18 protein-coding genes are annotated in these 15,887 nt (G+C 27.5%); all 18 read right to left on the bottom strand.

The features are described from left to right. Positions 1-2: 2 nt before the first annotated feature. Positions 3-1,130, bottom strand: coding sequence for a HEAT repeat domain-containing protein (locus E0D94_RS02145; RefSeq protein ID WP_130805660.1), 1,128 nt, complete (start codon positions 1,128-1,130; stop codon positions 3-5). Positions 1,131-1,135: 5 nt separating this feature from the next. After that, a complete protein-coding gene (locus E0D94_RS02140; RefSeq protein ID WP_130805659.1) occupies positions 1,136-3,163 on the bottom strand; it encodes a hypothetical protein in 2,028 nt (675 codons plus the stop codon). 94 nt (positions 3,164-3,257) lie between these two features. After that, the gene (locus E0D94_RS02135) at positions 3,258-4,652 is read right to left on the bottom strand and encodes a CotH kinase family protein (RefSeq protein WP_130805658.1); all 1,395 of its coding nucleotides are present in this window, start codon (positions 4,650-4,652) and stop codon (positions 3,258-3,260) included. A 67-nt stretch (positions 4,653-4,719) separates the two neighbouring features. After that, the gene (locus E0D94_RS02130) at positions 4,720-5,385 is read right to left on the bottom strand and encodes a DUF4956 domain-containing protein (protein WP_242620464.1); all 666 of its coding nucleotides are present in this window, start codon (positions 5,383-5,385) and stop codon (positions 4,720-4,722) included. A gap of 15 nt (positions 5,386-5,400) precedes the next feature. Then, entirely contained in the window at positions 5,401-6,108 is a 708-nt protein-coding gene (locus E0D94_RS02125; protein ID WP_130805657.1) for a polyphosphate polymerase domain-containing protein, read from the bottom strand. Between the two features lie 5 nt (positions 6,109-6,113). Then, positions 6,114-7,454: a CCA tRNA nucleotidyltransferase gene (locus E0D94_RS02120; protein WP_242620463.1), complete on the bottom strand. Its 1,341-nt coding sequence runs from the start codon at positions 7,452-7,454 to the stop codon at positions 6,114-6,116. An 84-nt stretch (positions 7,455-7,538) separates the two neighbouring features. Beyond that, positions 7,539-8,330: a TIGR00266 family protein gene (locus E0D94_RS02115; protein WP_130805655.1), complete on the bottom strand. Its 792-nt coding sequence runs from the start codon at positions 8,328-8,330 to the stop codon at positions 7,539-7,541. Positions 8,331-8,455: 125 nt separating this feature from the next. Beyond that, positions 8,456-8,893 carry a cupin domain-containing protein gene (locus E0D94_RS02110; protein ID WP_130805654.1) on the bottom strand — a complete coding sequence of 146 codons (438 nt, stop codon included), beginning with the start codon at positions 8,891-8,893 and terminating at the stop codon, positions 8,456-8,458. Further along, complete coding sequence (gene eutH / locus E0D94_RS02105) at positions 8,893-10,035, bottom strand: ethanolamine utilization protein EutH (RefSeq protein WP_130805653.1); 1,143 nt, start codon at positions 10,033-10,035, stop codon at positions 8,893-8,895. Before eutH ends, E0D94_RS02110 begins: the two co-directional genes overlap by 1 nt. Before the next feature lie 49 nt (positions 10,036-10,084). Beyond that, on the bottom strand, positions 10,085-10,366 hold the full coding sequence (locus tag E0D94_RS02100) for a BMC domain-containing protein (protein ID WP_130805652.1): 282 nt from the start codon (positions 10,364-10,366) through the stop codon (positions 10,085-10,087). 23 nt (positions 10,367-10,389) lie between these two features. Then, positions 10,390-10,686, bottom strand: coding sequence for a hypothetical protein (locus tag E0D94_RS02095; protein WP_130805651.1), 297 nt, complete (start codon positions 10,684-10,686; stop codon positions 10,390-10,392). 17 nt (positions 10,687-10,703) lie between these two features. Next, the gene (locus E0D94_RS02090) at positions 10,704-11,252 is read right to left on the bottom strand and encodes a BMC domain-containing protein (protein ID WP_130805650.1); all 549 of its coding nucleotides are present in this window, start codon (positions 11,250-11,252) and stop codon (positions 10,704-10,706) included. Then, entirely contained in the window at positions 11,249-12,595 is a 1,347-nt protein-coding gene (locus E0D94_RS02085) for a 4Fe-4S dicluster domain-containing protein (RefSeq protein ID WP_130805649.1), read from the bottom strand. Before E0D94_RS02085 ends, E0D94_RS02090 begins: the two co-directional genes overlap by 4 nt. A gap of 21 nt (positions 12,596-12,616) precedes the next feature. After that, the gene (locus E0D94_RS02080; protein ID WP_130805648.1) at positions 12,617-12,889 is read right to left on the bottom strand and encodes a EutN/CcmL family microcompartment protein; all 273 of its coding nucleotides are present in this window, start codon (positions 12,887-12,889) and stop codon (positions 12,617-12,619) included. A gap of 21 nt (positions 12,890-12,910) precedes the next feature. Beyond that, the gene (locus tag E0D94_RS02075; protein ID WP_130805647.1) at positions 12,911-13,576 is read right to left on the bottom strand and encodes a hypothetical protein; all 666 of its coding nucleotides are present in this window, start codon (positions 13,574-13,576) and stop codon (positions 12,911-12,913) included. Between the two features lie 14 nt (positions 13,577-13,590). Next, entirely contained in the window at positions 13,591-14,415 is an 825-nt protein-coding gene (gene eutJ, locus E0D94_RS02070; RefSeq protein WP_130805646.1) for an ethanolamine utilization protein EutJ, read from the bottom strand. Next, positions 14,415-15,065 carry a phosphate propanoyltransferase gene (pduL, locus tag E0D94_RS02065; RefSeq protein ID WP_242620462.1) on the bottom strand — a complete coding sequence of 217 codons (651 nt, stop codon included), beginning with the start codon at positions 15,063-15,065 and terminating at the stop codon, positions 14,415-14,417. Before pduL ends, eutJ begins: the two co-directional genes overlap by 1 nt. Before the next feature lie 16 nt (positions 15,066-15,081). Continuing rightward, positions 15,082-15,816 carry a cobalamin adenosyltransferase gene (locus tag E0D94_RS02060; RefSeq protein ID WP_130805645.1) on the bottom strand — a complete coding sequence of 245 codons (735 nt, stop codon included), beginning with the start codon at positions 15,814-15,816 and terminating at the stop codon, positions 15,082-15,084. Between the last annotated feature and the right edge of the window lie 71 nt (positions 15,817-15,887).

Raw genomic sequence — 15,887 nt, 5'->3', positions numbered from 1 at the left:
AATTAACCTCCTTGCACAGCAAATTTTTCTTTATAATTATTATAAGATTCAAAATCTATAATATTATTTACAAACATTACATATGCTAAAATATCCTTTGCAAATCGGTCATGGTGATTTAATAATTCCTCCATTATCTGATCCTTTTCTTCCATACTAATAAGAGAAAATGCACTATTATATCTTACAAAGTAATTATTATCTCCTATAGTTTGCTTGAGTATATCTATAGCTTTTTTATTAGGATATTTGGATATAACCTTAGCACTTATTGCTCTAACTTCCCAATGCTCGTTTTTTAAATTCTTATTTAAAATATTAGCTACTCTATTATCTATTACTCGTTTAAAATATCTAGTTGATGAGATAATTACATCTTTATTATCACTTGTTGATATATAATTTAGCATTGAATCTCTAATTTCTAAACTATCATTTTTTCTATTTGAATAATGCTCTATTATTTTTGTCTTTAACTTTATATTATAATTACCTAATATATCTAATAATTTCTTATCAAGTATATCAATATCACCTTTAAAATTATCCAAAAAATCTAATAATATTTTTTCATTAAAATATTTCTCAGTATTATTTATAATATTTATTGCCTGTAGTGCTAATTCTACATCTCCAATATTTTGAATTAGTTTTAATGAATTGTTTCTTATATAAATAGAATCATCTTGTAAAGATTGTAAACTAATTTGTCTAGTTTTTTCACTATCAATTCTAAATTCAGATAATAAATATAATATATAACTTTTTTTATATTTATCCCTTACAATACTATTTTTTCTTATTTTTTCATAACTAATTATCCTATTTATATATTCTTTTATTACAAAATCATATCCATTATTATTTATATAATCCTTATATGCTAAATAAAAAGCTCTAAGCCCTAATTTTGTAGATGATATTTTTTTTATTTGTTCAATATCTTCTTCATTCATTCCCTTATCATTAGACAGTTTATTATACATAATAGATTGTAATTTATTCACTTTTTTATTTATTGTTTTGTTTGATAAATTATTATAAATCATTGATGATATTAGATAAGTACTTACTATAAAAAGCATAATTACAAAAATTATAAAAGATATGATAACTATATAAACTTCCAAAATAATCACCTCTTATTTTCCCAATATTTTTTTAGTATATAATAAGATTCTTTTAATTTCTCATTATATTTTACCTTTCTAAATCTAGGAATAGAATACTCTTTACTATCAGTAATTATTTTATCAGTATCATTCCTAGCAAAAGCTGAAATTTGTATATTTTCAATTTTAACTGTATCTTCTATTCCATTTTTATAAAAATCTCCTCTTATATTTTTTTCTAATGGATTTATAACATTTATTAATGTCCAAGGAATTCTTAATTCTAAAGTGTTATCATTATTATTAAAATCTGATAAAGAGTTACTTTTATTATATTCTGGATTATTATTTCCATAAAGTAATTTTCCTGTTTCATAATAAAGTGGTTCTAACACTTTATTATCATCTTTTAAATAAAACTGCTTTCTATTCATAATATATATCGGAGAGAATATATCACTATTCTTATTAGGTGTATAAGTCTGCTTGTCCACTAAATATGAATAATATTTATATAAATAATTAAATAAATTATATCTTTCATTTACTAATATTCTAGAATCATTATATCCATCTAATTCTACTATAAAATCAACATTATTTTTAAACTCAACTGATTTATCTTTCCATACTTTAGAGCCCATAGCAGGATTTATATCTAATCCTATATACATTTCATCTCTTGTTAATGTCCATTCATCTTTTTCTACCATCAAATATAAATATGAAGGATCAGAATCTACTTTTATTTTTAATTTTTTTTGATTAATTAAGTAATCTGTATCTTTCCATTCGTCAATATTTCCATCTATATGTTTATTATTATTCGCTTCAAATTTTAACAACCCAAAACTTTCATCACTAGATTGAGCATCAAACCAATATGTTGAATTACTTTCTAAAATATAATCTTCTATCAAGTTAAATTCTGTACTTCTATTCCAATTATCTTGCCAAGAATTTATACATACTCCTTGAATTTTTGCGTCATTTATATAGCTTAATAGTTTGACTAATTGTTCGCCTGCTTCACTCTCTGAAAAGTTTCCTCTATTAAAACCTTCATTTACATCTATTCTTGACATTCCTCTCGAAGATGGTATCCCTATATCTGTTATTATTAAAGGTTTATTATAATAGTTTTTTATATCTTTTAAATACCTTAGAAATGACTCTTTAGATTCATAATTATAGCTTATATAACTATTTGAATTTGGATATGCACTATAACTTACAAAAATATTAGAATATTTATTTTCTACTATATTTTTAATATCTATATTTGCATTTTCAAGTAATTCAGTTTGATTTTTATGCTTTAATGGGTCTGTTTCTATGCTTGTAATATATGAAATAAGACTTAATTTATTATATTTTTCAATTTCATAAGATACACTAAAATCCATTATTTCTGCTATAAAGTGTTCAAAAGGTTCAGATTTATCATCAGTACTATAGTACTCTCCAGAGAATGTACCCGTATTTTCATTTTTAATATTAGTAAGAGCTACCATCTCAGGATTAGTTCCTAAGCCCACTACATACCCTAAAGTATATTTAGATATATCTTTCAAGTATATCCCTGAAGGATATCTATCTCCTCCAAATATAAAACCATTTCCATTTATTATATCTATGGCATTTTTCACATCTTCTTTCAAAGTATTTTTTATCTCTAGAGTAAAAGCGTTGTAATGCTCTAATACCTTCCTTTCATCTACCTCAATTTCTTGAATTACATATATAGGTTTTTCTTTGTTTAAATTATAATCATATATAGCACTATAAACAGCAGGACTCATTATATCTGACAAAATAATAGTATTAGCATTCAAACTATCAATTTGATTTAACCATCTCATAGCTTGTTTTTTATCTATATTTCCTTTATTTCTACTGTAATCTGGTGCAAATGAAGATAATCTAACCCCTCTCATGTCAAAATATTTCCATTTGTCTTCTTCATATATATAAATATTATTATCTTTTATTTTAGTTATTCTTTTCAAACCATCTATATTATCGGTACTTTTAGATACTTGATCTCTCATATATTTTTGGTAACCAAATGTAATAAAAAATATTACTAACAATAATAATACTAAAAATATTATAGTAAATCTACGTATATTTATATTATCACCTCTAATCTATAGTGTTTTGTCTAAGTCTTTTTACTAAATGTAAATTCCTATCCATCCACTCTAATCTTTCAGATAAGAATTTCTTTATATTATCAACCTCATTTTGATAATTTTCAGGTGTATCATTTGGATACCATTTCTTTTGATTTCTATAAGCTGCATCTCCAATTTGTTTAACTGCATCATCTATCATCTTATTTATTTTTTCTGTTTTCCATATGCCATTTCTATATTTTTTATAGTTTATCTTATATCTATTAGCAAAATAATTATCTTGAAACAATCTTTCAAACCATATTGTATCTACAATTCGAAATCCTGTAGGTTCATTTACTTCTTCCACATCAGTGTTTGACAAACTTAAATCAAAATCCCATACGGGTCCTGCTTTCATAACACCACCAATATCTTTATGAAAATATGCACTAACTTCTCCCCCATCTATATTTTTTACTATCTCATTTACCATAGCATAATTAACAAATGAATCTATGTCAATATATTGTCTATATCCATATCTTTTATCATCAAACTCATTTGATCTTAAAAGATATTCAAAATCATTTATATAATCTACTATTTTATTTTTATATTTAATATTTAACTTTTTACTACTAGGATAAACTGGAGTAAGAGAAGTCCTTCTATTTACTACTCCCTCATTATTTATAATATATTTTTCCTCCAAATAGCTCCAATCATTTTTTAAAACTATGTCATCTTCTTTAATCTTATCTCTTGCAATAATAAAACTTACATCTTTATATTTTTCTTCGGCTTTTTGTATATCTACCCTTTCTTCATCTCTTTCTATTTTTTCAATTAAAATATAGACTCCTATATAATCTTCTTCAAAGTTCATATTATTATCGTCATTTAAATAAACTTCTACAAATCGTGTTCTAGGTGCATAGTCTTGTATATCTCTAGCTAATTTAAAGCCAATATAATTTCTAATTAAACTTTTATCTCCATAAGAACTATTCAAAACCCATTTATCATGCTTACTCATACCTAATAACCTAACAGGCTTTTCCCTATTCTTATCATCTATAAATCTAATAGTATATTGCTTTTTAGGGAATTTTAAAGAAGATTGTCCACGTACATTTATACTTATATCTTCTTCAATACTAACTTCTTCAGGAAAATTATAAGCATCATATAATTTAAATTTTGATTTTATTTTTGGAGAAGATTTTGTGATTAATTTGCCATTAGAGTCAATAACACTATTATTAGTTTCTATTTTTTCACCATTCGTATCTATCACAATTATAGGTAGATTATTTTTACCTGCATTATTCTGTTTATCAACATTTATATTCTCATCTTCACCTTTAGTCTCTTCAATATCTATAGTAATTTTAATAAAATAAACAAATATAAATGTCATTAGTAATAAAAAAAAAGAAATAATATAATATTTTATTTTTTTATTTTTTTTATTATTTTCTGATTTCTCATCCTAATGTTTCTCCGTCTTGAGCTACCATATTAACAAATTCTACACCTTCAATATTTTTTAGTTTTTCATATTCTTTTATATTTTCATTTTTTCGAATTTTTATTTGATATACAATTTCTATATGGTCTTCTGTTACAGTTTCAGCCCTTAGTTTACAAGCCTTATATATTTGAAAAAGTGATGACCTAACTGTCTCAAGACTCTCTAAATTCCCTCTAACTATAACCAAGTAACTATTTGAATCTTTGAATCCAAAACTTAAAATTAAACTAATAATTACTACAAAAATTGATCCTATTGCTACTACATAATAATTAGAAGAACCAGCACCAAGCCCAATGGCTATAGCCCAAAATATATATGTTGTATCTCTTGGATCTTTAACTGCAGTTCTAAATCTTATAATAGAAAGTGCACCTACCATCCCTAAAGAAAGCGCTAAGCTACTTGCTAATATATTCATAACCATTGTAGTTATCAATGTTAACATCATAAGGGATGTATTGAATCTCTTATTATATGCAACACCACTATATGTTATCCTATATGTAATACAAACTAAGATTCCTAGTATAAGTGCAACTATCATGTTTTGAATAGAAAACATAGGTGATGAAGATGATGTTCCTTCATATAATAAATTATAAATTGTTTCTTTCAAATTAACCTCTCCTTTTTATGCCATATACTGATGAAATATTTTTCTTGATTCTACATATTTACTAAATGATTGTTTGTTTAAAGAATGAATCTTTATTAAATCAGCTATCCACTTATGAATAAACCCATTAAACTTAACTTCTAATAATGGATAATAAAAATTTTCCACTGGATTCATTATTGGATTTTTAGCAAAAAAATCAAAATTTGTTTCACTTGCATGTATTTGACTATCTAAAGTAAGTCTTATATTGTTCATGGCATGTACAAATGCTTTTCTCTTGTATTCAATTAATACTACTGGTTTCATAGAATCTATCTTCATAATATTATATATTGTGTTTGCTATATTGGATTTATATTTTTTAAGTACTTCATAATTACATTTTATCAGTTCTTCGGCATCTAATCTATCTATCCAGACAGTTTTCTTTTGTTGATTATCACCATATTTCTTTTTAATTTCAAGCTTTACCTTATCTGAATCATATCTATATAGTCTAAGTCTTATTTTCTTTCTATTTTCAACACCATTTAATTTATCATAAAAGTCCATATTATTATATGTATCAAAATATAATGATCTAACAGTGTATCCATCAACTCCATTATTTTTATCTGATGTTAAAGCAGAAGATAAAACATATGATAACTTAACATATTGCATGAAATTAATTTTATATTTAAGTTCTTTTCTTGAAACAGATAAAATATTTTCTGACATAATATTTAATCTCCTTTAATATTTTCTACTATATCTAATAACTTTTCACGAGTATTTAAACTTTCATCTTCCAACACATATTCAAGTAATATATTAAGTATTTTACCTATCTGTGGACCTTTAGGAATACCTAAATCCATTAAATCATATCCATTTATTTGTAACTCCTTTGTACTCATAGGCTGCTTTTTATTTAATATATGGATTATTCTTTTTTCTAATTTATTTATATCTTCCACATCTTCACTATGATTTGTACATTTTATATCAGCACGCATTAAATCTAAAAGTTTAAATATATCATCTTTACCTACTCTATTTATTAATCTTTTAAGCCCTCTATCACTAAATTCATTATGTCCTATCATATGTTCTTTAACAAGTACACTTACAGTATTAATTAATTTTTTAGAAACATTTAACCTTTTAAGTATATCTTTAGATAATTCACTTCCCTTTTTTTGATGATTATAAAAATGACCTATCCCTTTATCATCTATTGAAAAAGTATGTGGTTTTGCTATATCATGTAAAAATGCAGACAATCTGTTTTCTATTATTCTTGGAGAATTATCCACAACACAAAGTATATGATCGAATACATTTTTATTATGATGTGGATTATGTTGATTAAAATCCACACTTTCCACAATTTCAGGTACTATATAATGTATTAAACCAGTATCTACCAATAATCTAATTCCTATTGATGGTTTAGGTGATAATAGAATTTTAAAAAACTCATCTCTTATTCTTTCTTTAGATATATTTTCAAGTTTATTCCTTAGATTTATTATAGATTTATATGTATTAATTTCTATATTAAATCCAAGTTGGGTACTAAATCTTACAGCTCTTAATATTCTAAGAGCATCTTCAAGAAATCTTTCCTTTGAATGTCCTACAGTTCTTATCACTCTTTTTCTTATATCCTCTTTTCCTCTAAAGGGATCAATGATACCTGTATTTGGATTATAGGCTATAGCATTTATAGTAAAATCTCTTCTTTTTAAGTCCTCTTTTATATCCTTTTTAAACTCTACCTTTTCTGGTCGTCTGTTATCTTTATATTCGCCTTCTGCTCTGAATGTTGTTATTTCTATAGAGTTACTATTTTTAATCACAGTTATAGTTCCAAATTTCTTCCCTGTTTCTATTGTTTTTTCATTACTAAATACTTCTAAAATCTGTTCAGGTAAAGCTGACGTTGTAACATCCCAATCATTTGGAATTCTTTGCATAAAGCTATCACGTACACATCCACCTACTATATATGCTTCAAATCCTTTATCATTTAATTTATCTAATATATATTGAACCTCAACAGGTATATTTATCTTTAACATTTTAATCACCAATTTAATTATATATTATTTAATAAAAAACTTAAATAAATAGAAAACAACTCCTATATAGGAGTTATATTCTACTTAATTGTCATCACCAAACATACTTCCAAGTATTCCACCTGCTATTCCAGCACCTATATTACCACCCATGTTACCTCTATCTCCTCTACCTTCTCCTGTTCTACTACCTACAGCTGCAAATATTCTCTCTGCCATTTTAGATAATGGTAAACTTTGAAGATATACTTTTCCTGGACCTGTTAATCTAGTTAAGAATAATCCTTCTTTACCAAATAAAGCATTTTTAAATCCGCCTATAAACTGTACATCATAATCTACTGATGTCTCAAATCCAACAAGACAACCTGTATCAACTCTCAATACTTCACCTGGTTTTAATTCTCTTTCTATAATAGTACCACCAGCATGAACAAAAGCAAGTCCGTTACCTTCTAATCTTTGAAGTATAAATCCTTCTCTACCAAAAAATCCAGCACCAAGTTTTTTAGTGAATTCTACTTCTACTTCTATTCCATTTGCAGCACATAGAAAAGAATCTTTTTGACATATAAATTTGCCACCACAATTATCTAATTGAATAGGTATTATATTTCCAGGATAAGGTGCACTAAAAGCTACCTTTTCTCTACCTCTTCCATTATTTAAAAATGTTGTTATAAAGAAACTTTCTCCTGTAAATGCTCTTTTAAAGCCTTTAAATAGTCCGCCACCAGTTGAAGTTTCCATTTCAATATCTTTGTTCATATAAAGCATAGTACCAGCTTCTGCCCTTACTCCTTCTCCTGGATCTAACTCAATTTCTACAATCTGCATATCAGAACCTTTAATACTATAATCAATAATATCAGCCAATATAATCATCTCCTTTTCAAATTTATACCCTTTTCAAAATATAAATATTACATTTTTTAAATAATTATACATTATAAAAGACAAAAATTCTAGAGAATTAGAATTTTTGTCTTTTAAATTTAATATTATAATTGATCCCAATTAGCAGGGTAAACTACATAAATAAACTTAGCATGATCAGGACAGCTGAATTTTATTGGAGTATCTTTAGGAATTAAAATTATATCACCTTGTTCTCCAACTACCTTTCTACCATCAATAATTATTTCTAAAGTTCCTTCCATTATATAGTCTATTTCATCATATTTAAGAGTCCAGTCAAATACTGTTTCTTCCATTTCCATTACACCACAACCAAGCCTTGGACTTTCTTCAAGGGTAAAAACATCTTTTAAATAAACTTTATCTCCTGGCTTACCTGTGTCAAACTTTTCTGGTTTTACTTTGTTAGTTTTTACTACCGCTACTCCACTTTTATCAATCTTTTTTATTTCTTTTTCAGATTGATTCATATAACTCATTACAACTTTTTTAACTACTTCTTCAATTTTCTTACTATCCATTAAGCATTGCTCCTCTTATCATCTAAATCATCTGCAATACCTTCTGGCACTACTGTAGTATTTTTACCTACTGTTTTATTAGCAATAAGCATAGCTACCATAATAGCTGTTATACCACCTACAAGCTTTCCTACTACCATAGGGAATATCATTTCTCTTGCTACACCTGCTGTAAATCCTAGGTGATCCCCAAATACAAAAGCGGCACTTACTGCAAAAGCAACATTTATAATTTTTCCTCTTTCATCCATATCTTTCATTAACCCAAACATAGGTATGTTATTTGCAAGAGTAGCTACCATACCTGCTGCTGCAACATCATTCATTCCTAATAACTTTCCTACTTTTAATAATGGCTTTCTAAATACTTTTGTTATTACATATACCATAGGGAATGCTCCAGCTAATACTATTGCTATTGAACCAACAATTTCTATTCCATCAGAAATTGGTGCCATACCTGGAATTACTACTATTCCTGTAAGTGTTTCTATTATTATAGCTGCAAGTCCAATAGTTATAACTACTACAACACCTTTTCCGAATACAGTAAATCCTTTAATCATCTTCTCTGGCATCTTCCATAATCCTAATGCAATAAGCACAGCAACTAGAATTATTGGAATTAAATTACTTACTATCATACTTACGCTAAATCCTGCAACTATTCCTCCTACAAATGCTCCAATTGGTATAGTTACTATACCAGCTAATATACCTGTTGCTAAGAATTTATGGTCCTCTTTTTTAATTATACCTAATGCTACTGGTATAGTAAAAACTATAGTAGGTCCCATCATAGCTCCTAAAATAAGTCCTGCAAAAAGTCCAGCTTCTGGTGTTTGAGCCATTTCTACAGCTAGTGGATAACCACCCATATCATTTGCTAAAAGAGTAGTAGCAAACATTGCTGGGTCAGCACCTAATGCAGTATATACTGGTGATACTATAGGTCTAAGAATTTTTGCAAGTACTGGAGCTAATGAAATAACCCCTACCATTGCTACTGCAAGGGAACCCATTGCCATGATTCCTTCTTCAAATTGCTCTCCTAACCCAAACTTATTACCAATTATCTTATCTAGTGCTCCTAATACCATGAAAAATACCATTATATATACAATAATCTCATTTATACTCATCTACTTTACCCCCTCTATTTATTAAGGTTTCTAAATTTCATTTTCTATACTACTCACTCTTTGGTAATACTACTTCAACTTCATTATGTGGTCTTGGTATTACATGAACAGAAATTAATTGTCCAACTCTTTCTGCTGCTGCTGCTCCTGCATCTGTTGATGCTTTAACTGCTCCAACATCACCTCTAACCATTACAGTTACTAATCCTCCACCAACTTGTTGCTTACCTATTAATGTAACATTTGCTGCTTTCACCATTGCATCTGCTGCTTCCACTGCTCCTACTAACCCTTTTGTTTCTATCATTCCTAATGCATTTTGAATTGCCATTTACAATCACTCCTCTTAATTTTTTATTTGTTTTTTAGAACTATTTTTAAAACTATTTTTATAACTTTATCAACTTTTTGTTCGTCTGTTACATTATGATCTTGCTTTAATATTTCTATTACTTTATTTTTAAGGATTTCTTCTTCTGATAAATTACTATCTTGTTCTGGTTTTTCTCCATAAACTATTTTTAAATTATTTTTTCTTATTTCATCTTTAGCTCCGGCAGTAAGTATCATATTGTTATCTACATATATATTTGAACTACCTTTAGATATATATTCTTTATAATTATTTTTAGTAAGTAATATCTTTTTCACATTATCACTCCTGTCTTTTATAAGAGCTTTTCAAAAACTTCTTTTCTAGGAGATGGTATAACTACTTTATTTATAAGCATTCCATTTTCTTTACCTATACTTGATCCTGCTTCTACTGCTTCATTGACTGCACTTATATCACCACTTAAAGTTACAAAAGATTTTCCACCTATTGCAAACCCAAGCCTTATTTCAATTAAGTTTATAGAAGCAGCTTTTGCTGCTGCATCTGCTGCAACAATTGAAGTAGCTATGCTGAAAAATTCCATTGCTCCTATAGCATTTAGATCTCCTATTTCTGTAGCACCATTTATAGCATTTATTAATTGTGGATGAACACTTGGTAATATTAATTCATCTACTATATATTCTCTTCCTATATTTTTTCCTACTTCTACTGCTGATTTTACTGATCCAACATCACCTGATATTAAAACTATATATTTACCAGGACATATTGAATTTGATAATATCAAGTTTACTTCTGCAGCTTTTAACATAGCATCTGCTGTTTCAATACCTTTAGCTATACTATTTAATTCTATAAGACCTATAGTTCTTATCATAAGATCACCTCATTATCTTCCATTTCAATGATAATTTTATCTGAAATATCTACTACCTTACCATCTATAGATGAATGGACATTTGCTCCCATATCATTTCTTTCTACTTTTCCTATTAACTGTCCTCTTGATACTTTATCCCCTATAGTCACTATAGCTGTAGCAGGTTTTCCTATGTGTTGACTCAATGGAATAGATACTTTTTTAACTGTAACTTCTTTTAATTCATCTATTTGTTGATCAGAATATTTCATAATATCTAATCTAGACATTAATCTATTAGTAGGTATTTTTCTATACTCTATCATCTCTCTACTTTCTATATCTAAACTGCCTTTTTCTGGTCTTATACCTTGTTTTCTCAGTTCACCTTTAACAAAGATATTTACTAATCTAGGAGACAATCCCATAGGGCAAGAATATAGTTCACATATTCCACATTCACAGCATAATAAAGATTCTTTCATAATTTCTGGATCTCGCTCTGCCATTCCTACATTTCTCATAACTCTATGTGGTCTTAATTTATGTCCTAAAAGATATCTGTGACATAAATCAGTACAATACCTACACTGAATACACGCTGAACGTGTTTCATTTATTATTGTTTTTATAGGTTTTCTTTTTCTTTTAACTATATAGTGATCTTTTGGTAAGACTATTAATGAACCATCTGTTTTCTTGATATATATACTACTTGATTCATCATCATCTATTATAGTACCCATCATAGGTCCACCTATTATTACTGCATAATCATCAAGGGTTGAACCTCCTGCTGCTTCTATACACTCTTTTATTGAAATACCTATTGGTACTTTTAACATTCTAGGATTATTAACTTCCCCGACTACAGTGATGTATTTTTCAGTTACTGGCTTATCATTTATAGCATTGTATACATTTATTACAGTACCTACATTTGATACTACAGTTCCAACATCTAAAGGAATACCAGCTTCAGGAATTGATCTTCCTGTAACCTCATATACTGTCATTTGTTCATCACCAGCTGGATAGAAGTTCTTCATATAAAATAACTGGACTTTAGAATCTAGTTTTTTTATAGTTTCTTTTAAAATACTAATTTCCTTAGAATTTTTTTGTTTTATAGCTATTGTAAGATGCTTTGCTCCTAAAAGCTCTCCTATATGTTCCATACCTTTTATCATTTCTTCAGCTTTAATACTCATAAGATATTTGTCTGTATTTAATAGAGGCTCACATTCAGCTGCATTTATAATGAAGTATTCAACATTAGCATTTAACTTTATATGTGTAGGAAAACCAGCGCCCCCTGCTCCTACAACACCCGCTTCATATGTTTTTTGTAATAAATCCATAATTTAAACACCTCTTTTTATTTAGTTGTCATCTATATCTACTTCATCGATTATTCCAACTATTGTAGCATCTATAGGAGCATTATTTTTGTCCAACGCTTTCCTAGCTGAACTTCCCTTTACTACTAATACATTGTCACCTATGCCAGCTCCAATTATGTCTGTTGCAACTATAGTAGGGATGTCTCTTTCAGTATATTCATCTAATGGTTTGACTACTAACAGTTTGAATCCATTTAAGGCTTCATCCTTTCTTGTAGCCCACACATTTCCAACTACTTTGCCTATTATCATAAACTTGTCCTCCCTATGATTCTATTTTTTTGAAATTGTAATATTATTTATTCTTATATAATCTTTGGCTAAGGGAGTTACTATAGTATTTTTATTTATAAGAATATTTTTGTAACCTTTTCTATATATATCTTCTAATATGGATTCTGTAATTATCTTATTATTAACTGTATAAAAGTCTTGTTTATCTAAATTTATTTTTGACTCTTCTTCTTTTTTATCATAAAATATCTCAGCTATATTTTCTTTATCTACAAAGCTTATTCCAAAGGAAATAAGTTTTTCTTCGTATGATTTAAGCATATTATAGAAGTTTTTATTAGAAGTATTTTTATACTTATGATATTCTACTCCATCATTTAAAATAGAAATTGACTTTCCTTTCAGGATACCTTCTGTTACTACAGAAGAAATATTATCTGTGGATTTACCTATAGAAATATCAATTAATTGATCCTTTGTAAAATCTGATACTATAATATATTTATAACTATCAATTTCTAAATTTTCATCTATTTCATAGAGATAATCTATTATAAAATTATCATCTTTTATTTTAAAATCATTTTCTTCTTTACTAATTACTAAGATTTTATCTTTTTGTACTGTATTAGAATTTATTTTTTTCATTACTTCATTTGTTAAATACTCTACTAATTTATCAATATTAACTGTATTCAAATCCAAAATATCCACGTCCTTTATATTTTACAATTCATTGCTATCCCTAAAGGGGTTACTAGAAATGGATTCTTAGGTTTTATAGTTTTTACTTTTGTTTCTTTTTCAATAACGGTTTCTATACCTTCTAAACAGCTTGTACCTCCTACAAGATATAATTCTTTTACATCATATTTTTGAATATGATTATGAACTATACTTGCCATTTTTTGAATTACTGGTATTACTACTGGAAATACTTCGCTTTGTTTATCTTTAGATTTTTTGAAGTTCTCTGCATCTTCAAACTTCATCTTATAACTACCAGCAACTACTAATGTTAAATGTGTTCCTCCAGTAGCTTCATCTGCTACATATACTACATTTTTATCTTCTATTATAGATAAACCAGTAGTTCCACCACCTATATCTACTATAGCCCCATCAGTTATATTGAGTACCTCATTTGCAGCTGTAGGTTCATCTAATATATTTACAACTTCTAATCCAGCACCTTCGACAACATATCTATGAGTCTTACTATCTTTCTCACCTGTTCCTGGTGGTACTGCTATTGCAGCTTTAGTCAGATCAGTTCCTATTTTTTCTTCTATATTTTTCTTAAGCTTTCTAACTATATTCATAGCTCCTATATAATCAACTACTAAACCGTCTCTTATAACTTGAGCAAATTCCATTTCACATGCTACTGGATTTTTATCTTTATCTAATACAACTATTACAATATATGCTGTACCTAAATCCACGCCTACAAGTAATTCTTCATCTTTATTTACTTTCTTAGGATTATCAATAGTTTTTTCCAATTGAGAGATTAAATCATCTGAATTTTTAAAGTCCACCATTAGATATTCTCCTTTTTATTCAGTATTTGTCCCTTTGTCCCTTTTTTAAGATTGCAGGCATTAGCTTCATCAAAATCTATATGCATATTTAAACTATATTTTTCACTTACTCTAATTAAAACATCTTCAAATATAACTGGTCTATCACTTAATATTTTTACATTTACAACATCTTTATCTACTAATCCAAATTTATCTGCTGCTTCTGGTGGCATATGAATATGTCTTCTTGCTATTATCACAGCTTCTTCTGCTTTTATAATATTTTTTCCTGCTGAAATAAATAGATCTGCACTACCCTTTGTATCTCCTGAATCTCTAACAGGTGCATTAACACCTAAAGATATACCATCAGTCTTAGATATTTCAATTTGAGTACTGCCTCTTTCAGGTCCTAATACAGCTACATTTTTAATTACTCCTTTAGGTCCCATTATGTTAATTCTTTCTTCGCATAAAAATTGACCCGGTTGAGATAATTCTCTTTTAGGAGTAAGTTTATAACCTTTTCCAAATAATTTTTCTACATCTTCTTTACATAAATGAACATGTTTTGCAGATGCTTCTACAGGTATTATCTTGTCTGTATCATCTGAATTCAACTCTCTTATAATTTTACTTATCATTTCTTTTACTCTTGATTCATCCAAGAAATCACCTCCTATATTACTTATAATATCCAGCTAAATATCTGCACATCATTACATATACTGCACTACTTAATCTATTAAGTGATTTAATGATGTCATCTCTATTTAACGAGATAGAAACTATTTCAACTTCACGAATATTGCTTCTTATTGCATTAAGTCCTATTACTAATTCTCCCATTTTATAGTCTGGTAGAATATGATCCACACCTAAATTATTTTTTGGATTATGTGACATTTCTCTTATATCCGTTTCTTCTATTCCAAAAAAATTAAAGTCTTTTATCTTTTCATTTATAACTTCTGATTTCAATATATTTCTAACAAATTCAAGTATTTCTTGTAAATCATCTATTAATTTACTCTTTTTTTCTTTATGAGCTAATACTTGAATTTCAAGTATTTTAGATTGTAAACTATCAAGTTTTCCTCTAAATATAATGCTTGGATGATTTTTAAAAACCAATTCATTACCATATAATTGAGTCATATTTTCTGGCTTTTCTTCTAAATGTCCTCCTGTATATTGGCATATATATTTAGGAGTAAATTTTTCTTCTTTTTGAGATTCTTTTGGTTCTTCATTAGTTGTTTCTAAATGTTCCTTGTCTTCAAATACTAATTTAATATTTTTTTCATTTAAGTATTCTTTAGCAGAAGGAGTAATTATGGTATTGGATTTGACAATTAAATTCTCCATTTGTTCCTTTTTATGCTTAGCTCTAAGTTGAGCTTCAGTCAAAACTTTCATCTATTATCACATCCTTTTAAAGGGATAAGTCTGACCCTTTAAATAAAGGGTCAGATATCACCTTAGACTAA

Source organism: Senegalia massiliensis (assembly GCF_900626135.1).
Taxonomy (GTDB): Bacteria; Bacillota; Clostridia; order Tissierellales; family SIT17; genus Anaeromonas; species Anaeromonas massiliensis.
The sequence above is the reverse complement of the archived record's forward strand: the minus strand, read 5'-3'. Positions and strand labels throughout refer to the sequence as shown.